The 20831-nt window shown below is 73.7% G+C and carries 15 protein-coding genes, 2 pseudogenes and 1 riboswitch; of the genes and pseudogenes, 7 read left to right on the top strand and 10 right to left on the bottom strand.

Annotated elements, in window-relative coordinates:
* Positions 1-33 precede the first annotated feature (33 nt).
* A complete protein-coding gene (locus tag ACFFHU_RS04705; RefSeq protein WP_377335987.1) occupies positions 34-1587 on the bottom strand; it encodes a DUF3237 family protein in 1554 nt (517 codons plus the stop codon).
* A 172-nt stretch (positions 1588-1759) separates the two neighbouring features.
* Positions 1760-3349: a pectate lyase family protein gene (locus tag ACFFHU_RS04700; RefSeq protein ID WP_377335985.1), complete on the bottom strand. Its 1590-nt coding sequence runs from the start codon at positions 3347-3349 to the stop codon at positions 1760-1762.
* A gap of 213 nt (positions 3350-3562) precedes the next feature.
* Here ACFFHU_RS04700 and ACFFHU_RS04695 point away from each other — a divergent pair, with 213 nt between their 5' ends.
* On the top strand, positions 3563-4378 hold the full coding sequence (locus ACFFHU_RS04695) for an ArsR/SmtB family transcription factor (protein WP_377335983.1): 816 nt from the start codon (positions 3563-3565) through the stop codon (positions 4376-4378).
* Positions 4379-4579: 201 nt separating this feature from the next.
* Complete coding sequence (locus tag ACFFHU_RS04690) at positions 4580-6598, top strand: HelD family protein (RefSeq protein WP_377335981.1); 2019 nt, start codon at positions 4580-4582, stop codon at positions 6596-6598.
* Positions 6599-6655: 57 nt separating this feature from the next.
* On the opposite strand, the gene ACFFHU_RS04685 is transcribed toward ACFFHU_RS04690, so the two are convergent.
* Positions 6656-7708 carry a beta propeller repeat protein gene (locus ACFFHU_RS04685; protein ID WP_377335979.1) on the bottom strand — a complete coding sequence of 351 codons (1053 nt, stop codon included), beginning with the start codon at positions 7706-7708 and terminating at the stop codon, positions 6656-6658.
* 120 nt (positions 7709-7828) lie between these two features.
* On the opposite strand from ACFFHU_RS04685, the gene ACFFHU_RS04680 reads away from it, so the two are divergent.
* Both ACFFHU_RS04680 and ACFFHU_RS04675 read left to right on the top strand, forming a co-directional pair.
* Positions 7829-8470 (top strand): transporter, encoded by a 642-nt coding sequence (locus ACFFHU_RS04680; protein ID WP_377335977.1) that lies wholly within the window; start codon positions 7829-7831, stop codon positions 8468-8470.
* Positions 8467-8871, top strand: a complete 405-nt coding sequence (locus ACFFHU_RS04675; protein WP_377335976.1) for a winged helix-turn-helix domain-containing protein — start codon at positions 8467-8469, stop codon at positions 8869-8871. The genes ACFFHU_RS04680 and ACFFHU_RS04675 overlap by 4 nt, the downstream gene beginning before the upstream one ends.
* Positions 8872-8969: 98 nt before the next feature.
* On the opposite strand, the gene ACFFHU_RS04670 is transcribed toward ACFFHU_RS04675, so the two are convergent.
* The 3 genes from ACFFHU_RS04670 to ACFFHU_RS04660 all read right to left on the bottom strand — a co-directional run bounded on the left by ACFFHU_RS04670 (position 8970) and on the right by ACFFHU_RS04660 (position 11810).
* Positions 8970-9740, bottom strand: a complete 771-nt coding sequence (locus tag ACFFHU_RS04670; protein ID WP_377336077.1) for an ABC transporter ATP-binding protein — start codon at positions 9738-9740, stop codon at positions 8970-8972.
* 62 nt (positions 9741-9802) lie between these two features.
* Positions 9803-10861: a FecCD family ABC transporter permease gene (locus ACFFHU_RS04665; RefSeq protein WP_377335974.1), complete on the bottom strand. Its 1059-nt coding sequence runs from the start codon at positions 10859-10861 to the stop codon at positions 9803-9805.
* Between the two features lie 19 nt (positions 10862-10880).
* Entirely contained in the window at positions 10881-11810 is a 930-nt protein-coding gene (locus tag ACFFHU_RS04660) for an ABC transporter substrate-binding protein (RefSeq protein WP_377335972.1), read from the bottom strand.
* Positions 11811-11925: 115 nt separating this feature from the next.
* Positions 11926-11999: riboswitch (cobalamin riboswitch) on the bottom strand.
* Positions 12000-12175: 176 nt separating this feature from the next.
* Here ACFFHU_RS04660 and ACFFHU_RS04655 point away from each other — a divergent pair.
* Complete coding sequence (locus tag ACFFHU_RS04655; protein WP_377335970.1) at positions 12176-13507, top strand: C39 family peptidase; 1332 nt, start codon at positions 12176-12178, stop codon at positions 13505-13507.
* 166 nt (positions 13508-13673) lie between these two features.
* Here the strand turns inward: ACFFHU_RS04655 and ACFFHU_RS04650 are convergent.
* The 3 genes and pseudogenes from ACFFHU_RS04650 to ACFFHU_RS31660 all read right to left on the bottom strand — a co-directional run.
* Positions 13674-13949: pseudogene (locus tag ACFFHU_RS04650) on the bottom strand (DUF4229 domain-containing protein); the annotation flags it as partial.
* Positions 13950-13965: 16 nt separating this feature from the next.
* Positions 13966-14394 (bottom strand): hypothetical protein, encoded by a 429-nt coding sequence (locus ACFFHU_RS04645; protein ID WP_377335969.1) that lies wholly within the window; start codon positions 14392-14394, stop codon positions 13966-13968.
* 631 nt (positions 14395-15025) lie between these two features.
* Positions 15026-15163, bottom strand: a pseudogene (locus tag ACFFHU_RS31660) (aminofutalosine synthase MqnE); the annotation flags it as partial.
* 230 nt (positions 15164-15393) lie between these two features.
* Here ACFFHU_RS31660 and ACFFHU_RS04635 point away from each other — a divergent pair.
* Positions 15394-16977, top strand: coding sequence for a C40 family peptidase (locus ACFFHU_RS04635; protein WP_377335965.1), 1584 nt, complete (start codon positions 15394-15396; stop codon positions 16975-16977).
* A 162-nt stretch (positions 16978-17139) separates the two neighbouring features.
* Positions 17140-19407 (top strand): hypothetical protein, encoded by a 2268-nt coding sequence (locus tag ACFFHU_RS04630; RefSeq protein WP_377335963.1) that lies wholly within the window; start codon positions 17140-17142, stop codon positions 19405-19407.
* A gap of 68 nt (positions 19408-19475) precedes the next feature.
* On the opposite strand, the gene ACFFHU_RS04625 is transcribed toward ACFFHU_RS04630, so the two are convergent.
* Positions 19476-20708 carry an epoxide hydrolase family protein gene (locus ACFFHU_RS04625; RefSeq protein ID WP_377335961.1) on the bottom strand — a complete coding sequence of 411 codons (1233 nt, stop codon included), beginning with the start codon at positions 20706-20708 and terminating at the stop codon, positions 19476-19478.
* Between the last annotated feature and the right edge of the window lie 123 nt (positions 20709-20831).

The following is a 20831-nucleotide window of genomic DNA, read 5'->3' as shown; positions in this document are numbered from 1 at the left end:
GCGGGGCGGCCACCGCCGGTAGCCCCGGGACGGCTATCGGCGTTCGTAGAAGGTGATGCTCACCCCGCCCTGCCCGACCCCCGGATCGGAGCTCAACCAGGTGTTGGCGTTGAGGAAGGCGTACGGCCCGGCCGCGCGGGCTTCGAAGGTCGGCACGAGCCGGCCCATCGGACCGCAGTTGCGGACCAGGATCAGCTCACCGTCGTTGGTGGCGAGCGTGTAGCGGGCGTCCAGCGTGGTGGTCGAGCCGATCAGCTGGTAGTCGGCGCCGCCGGGAAGAACCGAGCCGGTCACCCGGCCGGTCGTCGTGCCACCGGTGATCGGGATGATGTTCCGGGTGCCGCGCTTGCTGGCGCCGATGGACACGCTGCCGCCGAGCGTCACGGACTCGCTGAACACCGTCGCGCCCCTGGTCCCGCTGCCCGTGGCACAGTCCCACTGCTGGTTGGGCACGCCCGCGGGGTCGCGGAGCTGAACGGTCGGCCCGGCCGGGGTGACTCCGGAAACGTCGTAGATCGCGAGTTCGAGCGTGTTCGTCGCGGTGTTCACGACCCGGGTGCCGGCGTACCTCCCGGTGTTGAGCCAGGCGTACGCGCTGGAGTTCGGCGCCTCGAAGTCCGGCACGATCCGGACCGTCGGATCGCCGGCCGCCGCCACGCCGCAGCTTCGGAGGTAGACGGGCGTCCCGTCGCTGGCCCGCAGGATGTCGAGTTCCTCGAGTTCCACCGAGCCATTGGCGAGGGTGAGTTCGAGCTCCAGTCCGCCGGTCAGCACTGTGCCGCTGCCCCGGTCCCCGGTGAACGTGCCACCCCGCACGTCGAGGATGCGACGGTGGCCGTACTGGGTCACGCCGACATCGTGTACGCCGCCGAGCTGCGCCGTGATCCGCAGGACGAGCCGGCCGAGCGTGGGCGGGACGATGCCCCCCGGGGTCCCACAGGTCCACGACGGGTCGGGGATGATCGTCGGTCCGGCGCCACCGGGCGACGCGCTCGGGGTCGCGGAGGCCGACCCGGAGGCGCTCGGGCTCGGCGTGCCGCCGCCCGGCCCGCTCGGCGAACCCGACGGACCGCTCGGCGAGGCGGTCGGCGAACCCGACGGACCGCTCGGCGAGGCGGTCGGCGAACCCGACGGACCGCTCGGCGAGGCGGTCGGCGAGCCCGACGGGACGGTCGTGCCGGTGCAGGGCGTGCCGCTGAGGGCGAAGTCGGTCGGCGCCGGATTCGTCGCGTTGTTCCACGACCCGTTGAAGCCGAATGACGCGTCCGCGCCGGTGGCCAGGCTGCCGTTCCAGCTGGTGCTGGTGACGGTGACCGCGGCGCCGGACTGGGTCACGGAGCCGTTCCAGAGTTGCGTGACCTGCTGCCCGGCGTTGAACGACCAGGTCAGTCGCCAGCCGGTGAGCTGGTCACCGAGGTTGGTGACCGTGACGTTGGCGCCGAACCCGCCGGGCCATTGGCTGGAGATCGTGTACGTCACCCGACATCCGGTGGCGGCGCTGGCGGAGGTGGCGGTGACGATGCCGGCGATGACCGTCGCCAGAATGGCCACCGCGGCGACGAGGAGCCGACCGTGGACGAGGCGCATGAGGTCCTCCCGAGCCGCCGCTGAGACGCACCGCGATGCTGATGCGTTTCCCACAGTGTCTCGATCGGACAGATTTCTGTCAATCAATGTCCATGAATGTCTGGCCACCCCGCCGGCCCGGGGAGCCTGGACGGAAACCGTCGCGAGGCGGCTTCCGTCCAAGCTTCCGACGCTAGCTGGCGTACGTCTCGAACTCGGCGACCCGCGGCGCGCCGCTCGCACCGGTGATCTCAAAATTGATCTTCTTGAGCGAGGTCGACGCGAAGCTGATGACGCCGGCCGTGCCACCGGAGGCCAGGACGGCGCCGGTGTCGTTGTTGACCACCCGCCAGGACCGGATGTTGCCTACCGCGCCCGACGCCTCCCTGATGTTGATCTTCGAAACGGTGGTGGCCGAGCCCCACTTGACCGAGATGGTGCCGGTCGAGCCGCTCGGCGACCAGTAGGTGGTCATGTTGCCGTCCACCACGTTGCCGTAGCTGGTCCCGCTGGCCTTGCTGGAGCCGTCGGCGCCGGCTCCGAGGCTGAGGTTGGTCCCGCCGGGCTGGCCCTGCGTGGGCGTCGGCGTGGGGCTGCCCGGACCCGAGGTCGGCGTGGGGCTGCCCGGACCCGAGGTCGGCGTGGGGCCACCGGTCGGGGTCGGCGACGGCGTCTGCGGCGTGCAGTTGCCGTCCGAGACCCGCAGGCCCTTGTTGGCGCCGGCCGTGCCGGCTACGACCGAGGGCACGCAACTGGCCGCGTCCAGTTGGTAGGAGTACGGGATGCTGATCGAGGTGGTGGACGTCGGGTTGGGGCCGGCCGGGTGGTTCTCGGTGCCCGGGGACGACCAGGTGACGTTGTCGAAGATGTTGCCGTTGACCTGCCAGGAGCCCATCAGGTCGGTGTAGAACGTCCCCAGCACGTCCTTGGAGTTCGCGAAGTAGTTGTTGTCCACTCGGGCCTTGCCGCCGGCCCGTGGATTGATGCCGGACTCGTTGAGGTGCAAGTAGTAGTTGTTGTAGATGTGCGCGGTCGCTCCACGCAGCAGCGGCGTACGGGAGTCGATGTTCTCGTAGAGGTTGTGGTGGAACGTCACCGGGCCGTTGCCCAGGTCGCTGTCGCTGGATCCGATCAGGCCGCCGCGGCCGGAGTTGCGGAAGGTGTTGTACGACACCGTCACGTAGTTCGTGTTGGCCTTCATGTCGACGAGGGAGTCGTACCCCTGATCCTCGCCGCCCGAGGCCAACAGGCTGTTGTGGTCGATCCAGACGTTGTGCACGTCGCTCTCCATGCCGATGGCGTCGCCACCGTTGGAGGTGGGGCCGTTCGACTTCTTGACGTTCTGCACGGTCACGTTCTGGATGATGATGTTCGAGGCGCTGCGCAGGTGGATGCCGATCTGGTCGAAGACGGCGCCGCCGCCGACCCCGACGATCGTGACGTTGCTGACCTCCTTGATCTCGATCTTGTCGGCCGCGGTGTTGCAGCTGCTGCCCGAGACCTTCGTGGTGTTGCCGAGGGTGATGGTCCCCTCGACCTGAATGGTGATCGGGGTGCTGCTGCTGGCCCGGCCGCACAGGGCCGCGTGGATCGCCGTACCCGTGCTGGCCCGCACGGTCTGCCCGCCGGCGCCGCCGGTGGTCCCGCCGTTGAGCGTGGCGTAGCCGGTCACGCCGCCGGTGGCCGCCGACGCCTGGGTCAGCGGCAGCGCCACCACGAGCGCCGCCCCCGTCACCATCGCCGCGAGTGCCGCGTGCAGTCGCCGTACCTCTGGTCGTCTCATCCTCGCCTCACCTTCGTCCCCCTGGTTACGGGCCGGGCACAGGTCCGACGGCCGGATAACCAGAGCAAAACATTGATTGACGTCAGCATAGGAAAACGCTTTCCGGGGCTCAATAGCGGGCGTGTGCAGGTTTGTTGCAGCGGGGACTTGACATGCAGCCATCCGGCTGCCTAACTTTAGGCAGCCGGATGGATGCATGTCGGAGGAGGGTGGATGGACGCGGTGTTCCGGGCCCTGGCCGACCCCGGGCGGCGCCGGCTGCTGGACAGCCTCAACGCCCGCAACGGGCAGACCCTCAGCGAGCTCTGTGGGCAGCTCGACATGGCCCGCCAGTCCGTCAGCAAGCACCTGACGGTGCTGGCGGCCGCCGGGCTCGTGACCACGGCGTGGCGGGGCCGGGAGAAGCTGCACTACCTCAACGCCGCGCCCATCAACGCCATCGCCGAACGCTGGATCAGCCGGTACGACCGACCGCGGGCCGAGGCGCTCGCGGATCTCAAGGAAGCTCTGGAGGCACCGATGCGCGAGGACCAGGAGAACCCGTTCGTCTACACCACCTACATCGACGCCACGCCAGAACGGGTCTGGCAGGCACTCACCGAGCCCGCGTTCACCCGGCGCTACTGGGGGGTGAGCCTCGAGTCCGACTGGCGGAAGGGCTCCGCCATGACCTGGGTGGAGAACGGCGTACGCACGGCGGACCCGGAACAACAGGTGATCGAGTCCGAGCCGCACCGGCGCCTGGTCTACACCTGGCACACGTTCACTCCGGAGTGGGCGGCCAGCCACGACCTCGACCCCGGCCTGCCCGCGCGGCTGGCCAGCGAGGGGCGGAGCACCGTCGCGTTCACCATCGAGCAGCTCGGCGCGCTGGTGAAGCTGACGGTCGTGCACTCCGGGCTGCGCGCCGGCGGCACCCTGCACGGGATGATCAGCGCGGCCTGGCCGCAGCTGCTGGCCAGCATGAAGACCCTGCTGGAGACCGGCGAGCCGCTGCCCGCCGCCGAGCCGGCCGGGCAGCCCGGCTGACCAACCGGCGCGACCGGCGCGGCCGCGCGGCCGCGCCGGTCGTAATTCGGTGGAGGTCGGACGCCCAAGGCGCGTACCCTGGTTGGCCGCTTGACGGCCGCGGTGAGCATGCACCGGAGCGGACGTCCCCGCGCCGGGTGCCGGCAATCCGCCCCGGAAACGCGAGCGAGCCGGCCCTGCAGAAGTACGACAGGAGTCACCGTGCCCGCGACAGACCTGGACACCGATCTCACGGCCGAACGAGCCCACCTGACCGTCTCGCGCGCGGCCCTGCGCCGGATGCGGCAGCGCGCCGAGCAGCTGTACGCCACCGGCGACACGGTGGCCGGCGACGCGTACACGGCCGAGCAGCTGGGGCGGCACATGGCCCGGCGGGTGGCCGAGCTGGCCGACCACCCGGACACGCCGCTCTTCTTCGGCCGCCTGGACTTCGGCGATCATCCGGACCACCGCGGGCGGGCCTACCACGTCGGCCGCCGGCATGTGACCGACGATCTCGGCGAGCCCCTGGTGCTGGACTGGCGGGCGCCGATCTCCCGGTCGTTCTACCGGGCCAGCGTCAAGGATCCGCAGGGGGTGGCCACCCGCCGGCGGTTCGGCTTCCAGCAGGGCGAGATCACCTCGTTCGAGGACGAGCACCTGTCCCGCGGCGAGGAGCTGGGCACCGCCAGCCGGATCCTTACCGCAGAGATCGAGCGCCCGCGCGTCGGGCCGATGCGGGACATCGTGGCCACCATCCAGCCGGAGCAGGACGAGCTGGTCCGGGCCGAGCTGGACGCCTCGATCTGCGTGCAGGGCGCGCCGGGCACCGGCAAGACCGCGGTGGGCCTGCACCGGGCCGCCTTCCTGCTCTACCTGCACCGGGAGCGGCTACGCCGCTCCGGCGTGCTGATCGTGGGGCCGAACCGGGCGTTCCTCGCATACATCGCCGGGGTCCTGCCGGCGCTCGGCGAGGTGGAGGTGGCCCAGTCGACCGTCGAAGACCTGGTGGCCCGGGTGCCGGTGAGGGCCGTCGACGACACCGCAACGGCTACCGCCAAGCACGACGCGCGGATGGCCGAGGTGCTGCGCCGGGCGCTGTACGGGCGGATCCGCAAGCCCGAGCAGCCGATCACCGTCTCCGACGGCTCCTACCGGTGGCGGCTCGGGCAGGAGGTGCTGCGCCGGGTGGTCGACGAGGCACGCCGGGAGGGACTGCCGTACGGCACCGGCCGCGAGCGGGTCCGGGCCCGGGTGGTGAGCCTGCTGCAGCGGCAGGCCGAGGCGCGCCGGGCGGAGTCGCCCGGCGACGCGTGGCTGCGGCGGATGGGCCGGTCCCGCCCGGTCACCGAGTTCCTCGACGCGACCTGGCCGGCGGTCACCCCGGAGGGCCTGGTCTTCGAGTTACTGGCCGACGCGCAGACCCTGGCGAACGCGGCCGACGGGCTGCTCGACGCCGACGAGCAGGCGCTGCTGCGCTGGCCCAGGCCGGCCCGTACGGCGAAGGCCGCCCGCTGGTCGGCCGCGGACGCCATCCTGATCGACGAGGCCGCCGGGCTGATCGAGCGGTCGCCCAGCTTCGGCCACGTGGTGGTGGACGAGGCGCAGGACCTCTCCCCGATGCAGTGCCGCGCCATCGCCCGGCGCAGTGAGCACGCCTCGATCACCCTGCTCGGTGACCTGGCGCAGGGTACGGCGCCGTGGGCGGCCGCGGACTGGCCGACGCTGCTGGGGCATCTCGGCAAGCCGGCCACCGCGGTCGTACCGCTGACCGTCGGGTTCCGGGTGCCGGCCGCGGTGGTGGCGTTCGCGAACCGGCTGCTGCCGGCGCTGGCGGTGGACGTGCCGGCGGCCCGGTCGCTGCGCCGGGACGGCGGACTGGAGATCCGTACCGCCGCCGAGCTGCCGGCCGCGACGGTGGCGCAGGTGCGGGCGGCGCTGGACCACGAGGGCTCGGTCGGCGTCATCGCCGCGGACGCCCGGGTCGAGCAACTGCGCGCGGCGCTGCACGCCGACGGCATCGCCACCGCCACCGTCGAGGACATGGCCGGCGAGCGGGTCACGGTGGTGCCGGCCAGCGCGGTCAAGGGCCTGGAGTACGACCAGGTCGTGGTCGTGGAGCCGGCCGAGATCGTCGCGGCCGAGCCGCGCGGCCTGCACCGGCTGTACGTGGTGCTCACCCGCGCGGTGTCGCGGCTCACCGTGCTGCACGCCGACCCGCTGCCGGCGCCGCTGGGCTGACCCGGGACCCCGCGCCGCCGGCGGGCTGGCCCGCGACCGCGGGCCGCGGCCGGGGGCTCAGCTCCAGCGGATCCGGGCCACCCGGCCCTGCTCGCCGGTGGCGTAGCAGGTGCCGCCCGCGCAGGCGACGGCGTCGTAGCTGCCGCTGTCGAAGCGCCGCCAGATCCGGCCGCCGTCGTAGCTCAGGTCGCTGCCGGTCGGGCCGACGGCCAGCGCGAGCGGGCCGCGGTGGCCGGCCCAGGCGGCGCCGGACCGGTACTCGCCCGGCTCCCGCCAGGCCGGCGCCCAGGAGCGCCCGCCGTCCCGGCTGACCGCGGCGGCCCTGGGGGCGCTGGTCGGGGTCGCGTAGTCGCCACCCACGGCGATGCCGTGCCACGGGTCGCGGAAGGCGAGCGAATAGATGCCGGCGGTCGGCGCGGCCGGTACCGGCGTGTCGATGACGGACCAGGTGTGCCCGCGGTCGCCGGTGCGGAACACCCGGGCGGCCGGGCCGCCGCCGGTGGCGATCCACGCGTTGCCGGACCGGTCGCCGGCGGTGACCAGGCAGGTGCCGCTGGCCGCGAAGGCGAACTCGCCGTCGAGCGCCGGCGGCATCCCGCTGGTCGGCAGCACCCGCCAGGACCGGCCACCATCCTGAGTGGACAGCAGCCGGAACCGCCCGTCCACCGGGTCGGAGAGCGCCAGCCCGCTGTCCCGGTCGAAGAAGGCCATGCAGTCGTAGAAGGCCCGCTGGTCCTCGTTGCGGAAGGTCTCGGCCCAGGACCGCCCGCCGTCGTCGGTGCGGTAGACCCGGGAGCTGTCACCCGGCCCGATCGCCAGCACCACGGCGCTGTCCGCGTCGAAGCCCTGCACGTCGCGGAACTCCAGGGTGGAGCCGGCGGGACCGACCGGACGCCAGTGGCGGCCGCCGTCGGTCGTCCGCAGCACCGCGCCACCGCTGCCGCTGGCCCAGGCCACCGACCCGTTGACCGCGGACAGGCCGCGCAGGCGGGCCGTGGCGCCCGCGCTGTCGCCGGGTTCCCAGCGCGGCTGGGGTCGCCAGTCAAAGCCGGAGACGGCGGAGAGGGCGACGGCGGAGAGGGCGAGGGTGGCGATCACACGTATCCGCATGAATGGTCAAGCTACCCCCGAACGTCCCGGCCGGACAGCGGTCGGACCGGCGCGCCGGCAGCCGTGCGGCGCCCGCACCGCGGTCGCCCAGCTTCGACTTTGTACGATAAAGTGGTTTGCGTGGATCCGAACAACGAAGAGCGGCCGCCCGCCGATCCGGCCGAGAGCCTGCGACTGATCCGCGAGCAGCAGGTGTTCGCCGCCCGTCAACTGAATCCCGACCTGCGCACGTTCATCTGGCCCTGGGGCGTGGCCTGGCTGGTCGGGTTCGGGCTGGAGTTTCTCCGGTTCGGTCCGGACGGGCGGGTCTTCGTGCCGATGCCGACCTGGCTGCCGCTGGCGGTGCTGCTCATCCTGCTGGCCGGCGCCGCCGTGCTCACCTCGGTGGTGAGCCGGCGCGGGTACGGGCAGACCGCCGGGGACTCGGCGCGGCGCGCCGGCTGGTACGGGGCCGCGTGGGGGCTCGGATACGCCACGGTCGCGGTCACCCTCTCCCGGGTCAGCAACGATCTGCCGATCGAGCAGGCCAACCTGCTCTGGGCCGGCGTCACCACGGGGGTCGCGGGGATCCTCCAGATGGCCGGCGGCGCCATCTGGCTGGCCCGGAACCTCTTCCGGCTGGGCATCTGGATCACCGTCATCAACATCGTCGGCGTCCTCGCCGGGCCGGGCTGGCACGCGCTGATTCTCGGCCTGCTGGGCGGCGGCGGCATGCTGCTGGCCACGGCCTTCGTCCCGTCCGGCCGGGAGGCGCCGGAATGACGGGCGACGCCGCAACGACGGGCGACCCCGGAATGACGGGCGACGCCGCAACGACGGGCGACCCCGGGATGGCGGAGGTTGCCGGGCCCGCCGGCGGGCCGCCGGAGCTGGACCCGGTCATCCACGCGCAGGCCCGGCTGCGGGTGGTGGCCACGCTCGCCACCCTGCACGAGGGCGATCGGCTCCCGTTTCCCCGGCTGCAGGAGCTCCTCCAGATGACCGCCGGCAACCTCTCGGTGCACCTGCGCAAGCTGGAGGACGCCCGGTACGTGACGGTGGAGAAGACCCACCGGGGCCGTACCCCGACCACGCTGGTCTCGCTCAGCCGGCGCGGCCGGCTCGCGTTCGAGGAGTACACGGCCGCGGTCCGCGCGCTGCTCGACCCGGGCACGCCCCGCTGACCAGCGCCGGACCGGAGCCGCTGACCCGGTTGCCGCGCGGGCCGCCGGTCGGCGCCCGGAACGGAACCGCCGATCGACGTTCGGCCCGGGAGCGCCGATCAGCGCCGGACCGGAACCACCAGCGGGCCGTGCTCGCCGGCCACGATCCGGACCCGGGCACGGTAGTGCCGAGCCAGCAGCTCGGCCGTCAGCACCTCCGGCGGCGGGCCCTCGGCCACCACCCGCCCGTCGGCCAGCAGCACCAGCCGGTCGGCGTACTCGCCGGCCACCGAAAGGTCGTGCATGGTGGCCAGCACGGTGAGCCCGTTCTCCCGGCGCAGCCGGTCGACCAGTTCCAGCACCTCCTGCTGGTGCCCGATGTCCAGCGCGCTGGTCGGCTCGTCGAGCAGCAGCAGCGTGGCGCCCTGCGCCAGCGCCCGGGCCAGAAACACCCGCTGGCGTTCCCCGCCGGAGAGCGTGGCCAGCGGCCGGACGGCGAAGCGGGCCAGGTCGAGCCGGTCGAGCACGTCGTGCACCACGGCCACGTCGGCGGCCGACTCCCGACCCAGCGCCGGGATGTACGGGGTCCGGCCCAGCAGCACGTAGTCGAGCACGGCCATCCCGGGCGGCACCACGGGAGACTGCGGAACGACGGCCATGAGCCGGGCCCGCGCCCGCCGCCGCAGGACCGCGCCAGGCGTACCGAAGAGGGTGCAGGCGCCGGTCGCCGGCAGCAGGCCTCCGACGGCGCGCAGCAGGGTCGACTTGCCGGCGCCGTTCGGTCCGATCACCGTGACCCACTCGCCCACCCCGACCGTGAGGTCGACGCCGTCCAGCACCGGTACGCCGTCCAGCACCACCCGCAGCCCATCGACCCGAACGGCCGGCACGCCCGGGCCGGCCGGCACGCCCTGGTCGGCCGGCACGTCAGGGCCGGCCGGCACGCCGGGGCTCACCGGAACTCCCGGCGGCTGTTGCGCAGCACGAACACGAAGAACGGCGCGCCCACCAGGGCCGTGAGCACGCTGATCGGGATCTCGGTCGGCGCCGCGAGGGTCCGCGCGGCCGCGTCGGTGAGGGCCAGGAACGCGGCGCCGAACAGCATCGACAGCGGCAGGATCACCCGGTACGTCGAGCCGAAGACCAGCCGGACCGCGTGCGGGACCACGATGCCGACGAAACCGATCAGGCCGGACACCGAGACGGCCGCGGCGGTGCCGAGCGCGGCGGCGGCGAGCAGCACGTACCGGGATCGCTGCGGGTGCAGGCCGAGCCCGCGGGCCTCCTCGTCGCCGACCGAGAGCACGTCCAGTTCCCGCCGGTGCAGCAGCACGACGGCCATGGTGAGCACCACGTACGGCAGCATCAGCAGCACGTCGTGCCAGCCGGCCGTGCTGAGCCGGCCGCCCAGCCAGGCGTACACGTCGCGGATCGTCTCGGCGTTCCGTTGCAGCAGGTAGGTCTGCCCGGCGGTGAGGAAGGCCGACACGGCCACGCCGGCCAGGAGCAGCGTGGCCGGCGACCGGCTCCGCCCGCCGGACGCCCCGACCAGGTACGTCAGCAGCACCGCGCCGACCGCGCCGGCGAACGCGGCCACCGGCACGGTGAATGGCAGCCCGACGGTCACGTCCCCGGTGACCGAGCGGAAGGCCACCACCGCCGTGACCGCCAGGCCCGCGCCGGAGGCCACGCCGAGCAGGTACGGGTCGGCCAGCGGGTTGCGGAACACCCCCTGGTAGGTCCCGCCGGCCAGCGCGAGCATCGCCCCGACGAGCAGGCCGAGCACCACCCGGGGCAGCCGGAGTTCGGTGACGATGGCCGCCTGCTGGGTGCTGAGCCCGCTGTGCAGGCGTACCCCGGGAAGCAGGTCGAGCAGCTGCAGCGCCACGCCGCCCGGCGGCAGCCGTACCGGACCCAGGGCGATACCGGCGATCGCGGCCGCCAGCACCGCGGCGAGCCCGACCAGGACGGTCCACGCCCGCAGCCGGGCGGGGCCGGCCACGTCGGTCACCTCCGCGCGCTCTTCCCGGTCACGCCCGGGCCTTGGCGACCGCGTCCGCGATCGACCGCACCAGGTCGACGGTGCGCGGCCCCCAGCGGGAGGCGATGTCGTCGTCCAGCGTGATCACCCGATGGTGGGTGACGGCGGGGATGCCGCCCCAGCCGGCCCGCCCGGCGACCTTGCCCGGGGTCTGCTGGCAGCACTTGGCGTCGGCGAGGAAGACGAAGTCCGGCCCGGCGTCGATCACGACCTCCGGTGACAGCTGCGGATAGCCACCGGCCGCGCCGTCCTTGTCGGCCGAGTCGGCGATGCTGGTCAGGCCCATCATGCTGAACAGCGAGCCGACGAAGGTCTTGCTGGTGACCGTGTAGTAGTTCGGGTCGAGCTCGTAGTAGTAGCGCTGCTTCTTCCCGGTCGGCACGTCCTTGACGAGCTTGGCGATGTCGTCCTTCATCTTGCCGGCCACGTCGGTGGCCTGGTCGGCGTGCCCGGTCAGCTTGCCGAGGTCGCCGAGCTGCCGGTACGTGTCGTCCAGGGTCTTGGCCGCCGGCGCGAGGTAGACCGGGATCTTCAGCTTGCCGAGCTGGTCGACGATCTTGTTGGTGTCGTTCGAGATCACCACCAGGTCGGGGCTCCGGCCGGCGATCGCCTCGGCGTTCGGCTGAAAGCCGGACAGCTTGCTCTTCGGCGCCTCGGGCGGATAGTTCGACTGGTCGTCCACGGCGGTGACCTGCGAGCCGGCCCCGATCGCGAAGAGCATCTCGGTGGCGGTCGGCGACAGCGACACGATCTTTCGCGGCTGTTCGTCGAGGGTCAGCTTGCCCACGGTCATCGGGTAGGCCACGTTGCCGCTGCTCGCTGGCGCGGCCGGCCGGTCGGTCCCGCCGCCGCAGCCGGTGACGGCCAGGGCGGCCGCGGCCAGCACGGCGGTCAGGATCGCGGGGGTACGTCTGCGCATGGGTCCTCCTGTCGGTCGAGGAGCCGGTGCTTCGCCGACAGTGCCCACCCTGCGGTGTCCCGTCCGCGAGGCGCCCTTCCTCGAGAGCGCTTGTTCGCGACCACGCCGCAGGCGACCTGGCTCGTCCCGACCGTGCTGGTGGCACGGAGGGGCATCACAGTTGCGGGACAGCGCCGGTTTCGCACCGGCTTCGCTGTGGCGCGGTCGCTAGAACGGTAGCGCACCCCGCGGCCCGGGCCCGAGGCCCCGGCGCCGGTCAACCAAGATCGGCAAGAATTTTCCAAGAGGCTGCATCTGGCGAAAGTTCCCTCCGAGCGGGATAGTGGCCGGAACACCCCCATCCCCCGACCCGCGGAGCGTGCCCCATGGCTCGATGCCTGCGCGCGGCCACCGTCGCCGGCCTTGTCAGCCTCGCCGTGATCACCGGCGCCGCACCCGCCCTGGCGGCCGGCGAACCGGTGCAGCACGATGAGCAGATCACCTATCAAGACTGGAACAGCTACTCCGACTGGCGCGGCGGCAGCCAGAACGGGACCATCGCCCTCCCCGGCGCGCGCACCGGCGTCACGATGCTGCGTCCGGCCGGCGTGACCGACTACACCGACCCGCACACCGGCGCCACCCGCAGCTGGGAGTACGCGACCTGGACCTCGCCGGTGCGGCGGATCGGCTTCGCCGCCACCGAGCTGGTGGCCTCCTGGAACGCCGAGACCCCGGCCGGCACCTGGATCCAGGTCGAGATGCAGGGCACGTACAACTCCGGCCAGCAGACCCCCTGGTACGTCATGGGCCGGTGGGCCTCCGGCGACGGCGACATCCGCCGCACCAGCGTGGACGGGCAGGGCGACGCGTACTCGTCCGTCTGGACCGACACGTTCGCCATCGACGACGCGTCGGCCGGGGTGCTGCTGTCCGCGTACCGGCTGCGGTTGACCCTCTACCGCGCGCCCGGGCAGTGGCGCTCGCCGCGGGTCTGGATGCTCGGCGCCATGACCTCGAACGTGCCGGACCGGTTCAGCGTGCCGCCCAGCGCCGGGCACATCGCCTGGGGGCGGGAGCTGGCGGTGCCGCGCTACTCGCAGAACATCCACAAGGGCCAGTACCCCGAGTACGACGGCGGCGGCGAGGCCTGGTGCTCACCCACCTCCACCGAGATGGTGGTGGAGTACTGGGGCCGGCGGCCGTCCGCGGCCGACACGGCGTGGGTGGACCCCAGCTACGCCGACCCGACCGTCGACCAGGCGGCCCGGCGCACCTACGACTACCAGTACGAGGGCACGGGCAACTGGCCGTTCAACACCGCGTACGCCGCCTCCTACCCGGGCCTGGACGCCCGGGTGACCCGGCTGCACTCGCTGGACGAGGTGGAACGGTTCATCGCGGCCGGCATCCCGGTGGTGACCAGCCAGTCGTTCCTGGCCAGCGAGCTGGACGGGGCGAACTACGGCACCTCGGGACACCTGTTCGTGGTGGTCGGCTTCACCGCCGCCGGCGACGTGGTGGTCAACGACCCGGCCTCCTCCTCCGACGAGGCGGTCCGGAACGTCTACCCACGCAAGCAGTTCGAGCAGATCTGGCTGCGCACCAAGCGGTACCGGGCGGACGGCTCGGTGGGCAGCGGCACCGGCGGGGTCGCGTACCTGATCAAGCCCTGGTGGAAGCCCTGGCCCCGGGTCGCGGGCTCGACGAACTGGTGAGCAGCGCCGGCGGGGCGGTCGCTCAGCGGCCGTCCTCGGCGGCGCCCGGATCGACGGGCCGGTCAACGGCGCCCGGCCCGTCCGGCGTCGGCCCGGCGGTCTCCGGTCCGATCCTTCGACCGGCGTCCGCTGGGCCCGCGTCCTCGCCGGCGCTCGCCCGGCGCACACCCGCCGGGCGGGCGTCGGTCGGCGCGGCGGCGTTCTCGCCGGCCAGGGCGGCGCGCAGCCGCTCCTTCTCGCCCCGGCGGCGGTCCGCGCCCTCGGCCAGCTGCTCGGCCATCGCGTCCCGCCAGGGGCGCAGCAGGAAGTAGGAGGCCGCGGCCGAGAAGGCCAGCGCGATCATCAGCTTGACGAACAGGTTGAGCTGCACCGGCAGGAGCACCGCGAACACCGCCACGAACAGGCCAATCCGGCCCAGCGTGTACTTCACCGCGGGGGACATCTTCGCCACCTTCTCCTCAACCCGTCCGGCGGCTGAGCCACCGGACGCCGACAAACCAGATCACCGCGTACACCACCGTGAAGACCACGGCCGCGACGGCGCCGGACCAGAGCGCGGGCAGGGCGCCGGTCGCCCCCGCGGCCAGCAGGCCACCGACGATCGCCACCGCGAGGGCGAGCACCGCGGCCACCGCCCGGGCGACGCCCCGGGCCCAGGCGCGGAAGTCGTCCAGGAACAACCAGGCGGGCAGGATCACCGCCAGCCAGCCGTTGGCGTGCCCGAACCGGCCCGCGCCCACGGTGGCGAAGCCCCAGTCGAACACCACCAGGGCGAGCACCCCGATGACCACGCCGGCGAGCCCGACCCCGAGCAGGTGGGACAGGCGCGTGATCCGACCCTCGCCGTCGCGCTCCGGGAACCCGCCGCCGCCGTCGTTCTCGCTCATGACCCACCGAGGGTACGCCGAGGACTCAGGCCCAGACGCGTTGCGGCTCGGAGCGCCGGTCGGCCTGGCTCGGCGGGGGGTCGTAGGTGTGGATCACCCGCTGCTCCGGGTCGAGTTCCACCGGCCGGAAGCCGGCGTCGCCGATCAGCGTGACCAGCTCCTCCCGGAGCGCCGCCGTCGCCTCCGGACCGCCCTCGGCGCCGGCCAGCAGCTGGTCCACGCCGAAGTTGAGCGCCAGCTGGCACAGCGACGCTCCCTCGATCGGGTAGCTGACCGCGATCCGTGCCACGTTGTCGAGCAGCAGCCGGGACAGCGCCAGCAGCCGCAGGGCCAGCACCGGCGCCGCCGGGTCGGCCGTGGCCACCTCCTCCGGCGCGGTCCCCGCACGGACCGCCACGAGGACGCGGCAGCCGCCGTCGGCGTCCTGCCGGTCCCGCACCGCCATCAGCCGGTCCACCCAGATCTCCGGCGCGGTGTCCCGGCCGTACGTCAGAACCGTCACCGGCCCGGCGTCCGCCGACCTCGCGTCCGCGGCTGGCCCGGCGTCGGCGGTCACGCCGGCGTCTGCGGCCAAGCCGGCGTCCGTGGCCGGGCCCCACCGCGGATCCAGCACGAAGCCGGCCCGCTCCGGGTCGGCCCGCCGGTGGTGGGCCAGCCGGCCCAGCCAGACGAGGTCGTCACAGCCGGCCAACCCGACCCCGTCGGCCCGGTCCAGCCGCTGCCCGGCGTACACCTTCCGCTCGATCTCGCGCCTGCGCCCGGCGTCCATCATTCCACCCCTCACCTGGGACGATCCGCATCGAGCGTACGTGGAGCGCGATCGTGGCCGACGTCCGGCCACGATCCGGACGACCAATTCTCAGTATGTCGTTACCCGACCGCCCGGTGACATCGGCGACATATTCAGGTAAGACAAAGTGTGGGCGCGGCGCACCGAGCCACGCTGCACAGTGGATCGCGCCATGAACGCGACATATCGGGACAACACCGGGGAGCGGGATGACCAGGGTCGGACGGCGGCAGGTTCGGTTGCGGGATGTCATCTCTCCGGTGCTCCGGCCGGCGCTCTGGTCGGCGGTGCTCGGGATGGCCGCCGCGGTCGCCTTCGCCGCGCCCGGATACGCCGACCCGGCGCTGCCCAACACCATCCCGGACACCGGCACCCGGCCACAGGTGACCGGCCAGCTGGCCATGCCGGGTTCGGTGCCGACCACGCCGTCGGGCAGCCCGACCACCACGCCGGCCGCGGTGAACGGCCCGCTGGCGGCCCAGCTGCTGGCGCAGGAGAACGAGGTGGCCGCCCTCGGCGACCAGCTGCTGCAGCTGAAGCAGGACCGGGACGGCACCCAGGCCGAGCGGCTGCGCGCCCAGAACGAGCTGGCCACCGCCACCGCGGCGCTGCTCGCCGCGGAAAGCCGGGCCGAGGCGGCCGCGGGCGACGCGTTGAAGGAGGCCGCAGCGCTGCCGCCCGGCGCGTTCGGCTCCGACCTGCACGGTCTCGGCGCGCTCAGCCAGATCCAGGAGGGCCACCGGTCCAAGTCCGCCCTCACCGGGACCGAGGGCGAGGTCATCCGGGCCCGCCATGCCGTCGACCTGGCGAACGCGGCGTTCACCGGCGCGACCGCGAAGGCCGGCGCGGCGGCCGATGCCTTCACCAAGGCGCAGACGACGTACCAGCAGCGCGAGACGGCGCTGATCAACCTGCGCAAGCAGAACACCGACCAGCTGGCCGTCATCGAGCGGGCCCAGGAGGCGACCGAGCAGCAGCTCGGCGCGGGCTACACCGACGGCAGCGCCGCCGGGATGGCCGCCGACCCGCGGGCCGCCGGGGCCGTGCGGTACGCGCTCGCCCACCTCGGCGACCCGTATGTCTGGTCGGAGGAGGGTCCGCACCAGTTTGACTGCTCCGGCCTGATGTGGGCGGCGTACCGGTCGGTCGGCTACACGCTGCCGCGGGTCGCCCGGGACCAGTACTACGGCACCAGGGCTCGCAGCGTCGACCGGTCCGCGCTGCTCCCCGGCGACCTGATCTTCTTCGCCTCGGACAACCGCGACTGGCGCACGGTGCACCACGTGGCCATGTACATCGGCAACGGCAAGATGGTGCACGCGCCCAACAGCGGCGACGTGGTCAAGGTGTCGACGGTGTGGTGGTCCCGCTTCTACGCCGCCACGAGGGTCTTCGGCGCCGTGCCGGGGCAGGACGTCCCGCCGGTCGTACCGAACCCGCCGGCCGCCAAGCCGCCGGCCGCCAAGCCGCCGGCCCCCAAGCCCCCGACCACCAAGCCACCGGCCCCGAAGCCGCCGGCCACCAAGCCCCCGACCACGCCGCCGACGACCAAGCCGACCACGCCGGGCCCGACCCCCAGCACGCCCACCCCGACCACCCCGGCCCCGACCACCCCCGCCCCGACGCCGGCCGGCACCGGGAGCGCGACCCCGGGTGGTTCCGGCTCGCAGGAGCCGACGCCGTCGCATGAGCCGGCGCCCAGCCCGGCGCCGACCACGGCGGCCGCGCGGCCGAGCAGCGCGGCGCCGACGACCGTCGCGAGCAGCGGCGGCGCCAGCCCGTCCGGGAGCTGACGCCGGTCGCGGGCACCGGTACTGTTTCGGCGGTTGTCCCGTCGGGAAGCTGAGCTGTGGATCGGCTGCCGAGGCGGATGCGGGCGGATGCCCGGTGTGGCACGGTGGACAGTGGGATTCGGGTCCGGCGCACCGGTCCGGGTACGGGTGCGGGAGGCAGTCATGGACGAAGAGCAGGCCACGTCGGGGACGACCACGGTGGCGAATCCCGACGCCGTGCGCTCGACCGATGACGCCGCCGCGCGAGACGGATCGCCCGAGCCGCCCGCTGCGCAGGCCGACGGCGGACCGGCCGCCGGCACCGCGCGCGCCGGCACCGCCCGCGGCCAGACCGCCGTGGTGGCGCGGGCCAGCGCAAAGGTCGCCGACGGCCGCGCCGAAACCCCCGGCGGTACGCCCGGACCCGGCGGTACGGCCATCGTCGATGGCTCGCCCCGGGTGCCCCTGCCGCGCAGATCCCCGGAGAGTGCGGCCGCCCCGGCGACCGTTGCCGGCGCGCCGTCCGCCGGCGCCCCCCGGGCCACCGGCCGGGTGGCCATGCCGGACGCCGCGCACGAGGACGGCGCTCCCCACGGCGAGCGGGCCGCCCCGGTCGGTGCGGTGACGCCGGCCAGCGGTCGGGACCTCGAGCCCGCCGCCGACACCGGGTCGGCCGCGGAGACCCCGCCGGCCCCGCACACCGAGGCCGCCGCCGGCACCGAACCGGCCGAGGACATCCAGCCGGCTCCGGACGCCACGACCGCCACCAACACCGAGACCGCCGCCGACACCGAACCCGCCGAGGACATCCAGCCCGGTCCGGACGCCGAGACCGCCACCCACACCGAGACCGCCACCCACACCGAGACCGCCGCCGACACCGAACCCGCCGAGGACATCCAGCCGGCTCCGGACGCCCGGGTCGCCGGCCAGGCCGAGGCCGCCGTCGGCGCCGAACCGGCCTGGGATGCGCAGCAGGTCCGCGACATCGAGCCAGCGCGGGATACCGAGCCCGGCCAGGCGGCCGAACTGGCCCGGGAGATCGAGCCGGCCCGGGACAGCGTGCCCACCGACGAGGTCGAGCCGGCCCGGGACAGCGTGCCCACCGACGAGGTCGAGCCGGCCCGGGAGAGCGTGCCCACCGGCGAGGTCGAGCCGGCCCGGGACATCGAGCCCCGGGACATCGAGCCGGCCTTGCGGACGACGCCGGAACCGGAGGCCGGGCAACCGTCGCTGCCCGCCGAACCGCCGGAGCCGCCGCAGCCGCCCGCCCCGCCGGAGCCCCGCCCCGAACCGGAACCCCGGCCGGAGCCGGAACCGGCACCCGCCCCGGTGCCCGAGCCGCCCGCCCCACCCGTACCGGTGCCGGTGCCGCCGCTGCCCGCGCCGACGCCGCCCGGACCGACCCCGCCGGGACCGCTGCCCGACCCGCTCCCGCCAGCGCCGACGCCGCCGGGGCCGCCCGGCCCCGTCCCGCCCGGTCCGGTCCCACCGGTCCCGCAGCCGTTCCCGCCCGTCCCGCCGGCGCCGGCGCCGCCCGGGCCGATGCCTGCGCCGCCGTTCCCTCCGCCGCCCGCCATGACCGGCTCGGTCGCGTCGGCGCAACCGGCGGACCCGGCCGGCCCCGCCATGACCGGCTCGGTCGCGTCGGCGCCACCGGCGGACCGGCCCGGCCTCGGACCGAGCATGAGGGCGACCTCTGGCGAGGCCGAAACGCAGGTCGTCCGGATCGGCACCACGCCGCCCCGACGGCCCGACGGCGCTGGGCAGACCCGGGCGACGCCGGCCGGCCAGCTCCCGGCCGGGACCGACGAAACCCAGGTCGTACGCGCGGGGACCATTCCGGCCGGGACCGAGGAAACCCAGGTCATCCGCGCCCGGACCATCCCCACCGACACCGGGGAAACCCAGGTCGTCCGCGCCCGGACCATTCCGGCCGACACGGAGCAGACCAAGGATGCCCGCGCCCGCAGCATGCCCACCGACACCGAGCAGACCCAGGTCGTCCGCGCCGGCAGCATCCCGGCCGACACCGAGCAGACCCAGGTGGTGCCGGTCCGGCCCGGGCGGGCCGCGGAGCAACCGTCACGGGACGCCCCCGGGCGGGTCGACGACGACGCCACGCAGGTGTTCCGGGCCGTCACCGCGCCGTTGAGCGGCAGCGCCGGTCAGCGTGGTCAGGGCACCGTGTACGACGGCCACAAGCGGAGCGATCTCAGCCAGCGCACCATCCCGGCGCTGCCGGTCTCGGTGGAGAATTCCGGGTCGCTGACCGGCCACATCCTCGCCCAGGGCTGGGCCGATTCGCCGGCCCAGCGCGACCGCAGCACCGCGAAGGTGGTGATCGCGCTGGTCGTCGGGCTGGGCCTGGTGGTGCTGATCGGCCTGCTCATCGCCGGCGTGGCGGCAGACGTGTTCCGCAGCCTGTTCGGCGGAGCGCTGGGCAGCTAGCGCGGCGCCCCGCTGAGCGGCTAGCGCGCCGCGCCCGGCACGACCGCCCAGCGCGCCGGATCCGCTGCCTAGCGCACCGGTCGGAAGGCGGCGCGGACCTCCTCGACGAAGAGCTGCGGCTGTTCCCAGGCCGCGAAGTGGCCGCCCCGGTCCAACCGGTTGTAGTGGACGAGGTTCGGATACGCCCGCTCGGCCCAGCTCCGGGGTGCCTCGTAGAGCTCGTCCGGGAAGACGCTCACGGCGACCGGGACGGTGTCGGAGACGCCCTTGGTGGCGAAGAAGGACAGGGTGTTCTCCGCATAGAGCCGGGCCGCGGAGATCGCCGTGTTCGTCAGCCAGTAGAGGGTGATGTTGTCCAGCACGTCGTCCCGGGTGAGCCCCTGGGGCTGCCCGGCGAAGGCCCGGGAGATCAGCGCGAGGCTGGCCGCGTCGTGGTCCAGCAGGAAGGCCGCCAGGCCCGCGGGCGAGTCCGCGAGCCCGGTCAGCGTCTGCGGGCGGGTCTGCATGATCAACCCGTACGCCACATGCTTCCAGACGAAGTCCAACTGCTCGGACGCGCGGCGTTCCTCCGCCGACAGGTCGGCGGGCAGGTGGCCGAGCGCGTTGTTCGCCCCGGTGATGTCGGACTGGAACAGCACGTCGATGGCCGGCGGTACCACGCCGGCCATGTTGACGTGGATCCCGACCAGCTCCGGGGGCGCCTGCACGGCCATGAGGTCGGTGATGATGGCGCCCCAGTCGCCGCCCTGAGCCACGAACCGGGAGTATCCGAGGCGCTTCATCAGCTCGATCCAGGCGCTGGCGATGTGCTCCGGACCCCAGCCGGGCGCGGTCGGCTTGCCGGAGAAGCCGTGCCCGGGCAGCGACGGGATCACCAGGTGAAAGGCGTCGGAGGCGCTGCCGCCGTGCGCGGTGGGATCCGTGAGCCGGTCGACTATCTTCAGCTGCTCGATCACCGAGCCCGGCCAACCGTGCGTGACGATGAGCGGCAGGGCGTCCTCGTGCCGGGAGCGCACGTGGATGAAGTGGATGTCCAGCCCGTCGATCTCGGTGGTGAAGTTCGGTACGGCGTTCAGCCGCGCCTCCGCCCGGCGCCAGTCGTACTCCGACTGCCAATAGCTGGCCAGCGCCTGGACCGTCGCCAGCGGCACCCCCTGGGACTGGTCGGTGACGGTCTCCCTGTCCGGCCAGCGGGTGGCCGCGATGCGGGCCCGCAGGTCCTCGAGCTCCACCTCTGGCACGTCGACCGTGAACGGCCGGATGTCCGCCACGCGCGGGCGTGCCTCGGTCTTGACCGCCATGTCCTGTCTTCCCTTCGGTAGCTGAGCGGGCCCTCAGGAATGGAACCCCGGCGGCATGGGCCGTTACTCCTTGCGGTACGTCATGGGCGGGAGGTCGCATCGAGGCCCTCGACGGCGACCGGG

This window comes from Plantactinospora siamensis (assembly GCF_042434095.1).
GTDB lineage: Bacteria > Actinomycetota > Actinomycetes > Mycobacteriales > Micromonosporaceae > KBS50.
The sequence above is the reverse complement of the archived record's forward strand: the minus strand, read 5'-3'. Positions and strand labels throughout refer to the sequence as shown.

What these genes read in the sequence shown, in the direction of transcription:
- ACFFHU_RS04705 (WP_377335987.1), bottom strand. Translation starts at nt 1,587, where the DNA reads ATGCGCCTCGTCCACGGTCGGCTCCTCGTCGCCGCGGTGGCCATTCTG.
- ACFFHU_RS04700 (WP_377335985.1), bottom strand. Translation starts at nt 3,349, where the DNA reads ATGAGACGACCAGAGGTACGGCGACTGCACGCGGCACTCGCGGCGATG.
- ACFFHU_RS04695 (WP_377335983.1), top strand. Translation starts at nt 3,563, where the DNA reads ATGGACGCGGTGTTCCGGGCCCTGGCCGACCCCGGGCGGCGCCGGCTG.
- ACFFHU_RS04685 (WP_377335979.1), bottom strand. Translation starts at nt 7,708, where the DNA reads ATGCGGATACGTGTGATCGCCACCCTCGCCCTCTCCGCCGTCGCCCTC.
- ACFFHU_RS04675 (WP_377335976.1), top strand. Translation starts at nt 8,467, where the DNA reads ATGACGGGCGACGCCGCAACGACGGGCGACCCCGGAATGACGGGCGAC.
- ACFFHU_RS04660 (WP_377335972.1), bottom strand. Translation starts at nt 11,810, where the DNA reads ATGCGCAGACGTACCCCCGCGATCCTGACCGCCGTGCTGGCCGCGGCC.
- ACFFHU_RS04655 (WP_377335970.1), top strand. Translation starts at nt 12,176, where the DNA reads ATGGCTCGATGCCTGCGCGCGGCCACCGTCGCCGGCCTTGTCAGCCTC.
- ACFFHU_RS04645 (WP_377335969.1), bottom strand. Translation starts at nt 14,394, where the DNA reads ATGAGCGAGAACGACGGCGGCGGCGGGTTCCCGGAGCGCGACGGCGAG.
- ACFFHU_RS04635 (WP_377335965.1), top strand. Translation starts at nt 15,394, where the DNA reads ATGACCAGGGTCGGACGGCGGCAGGTTCGGTTGCGGGATGTCATCTCT.
- ACFFHU_RS04630 (WP_377335963.1), top strand. Translation starts at nt 17,140, where the DNA reads ATGGACGAAGAGCAGGCCACGTCGGGGACGACCACGGTGGCGAATCCC.
- ACFFHU_RS04625 (WP_377335961.1), bottom strand. Translation starts at nt 20,708, where the DNA reads ATGGCGGTCAAGACCGAGGCACGCCCGCGCGTGGCGGACATCCGGCCG.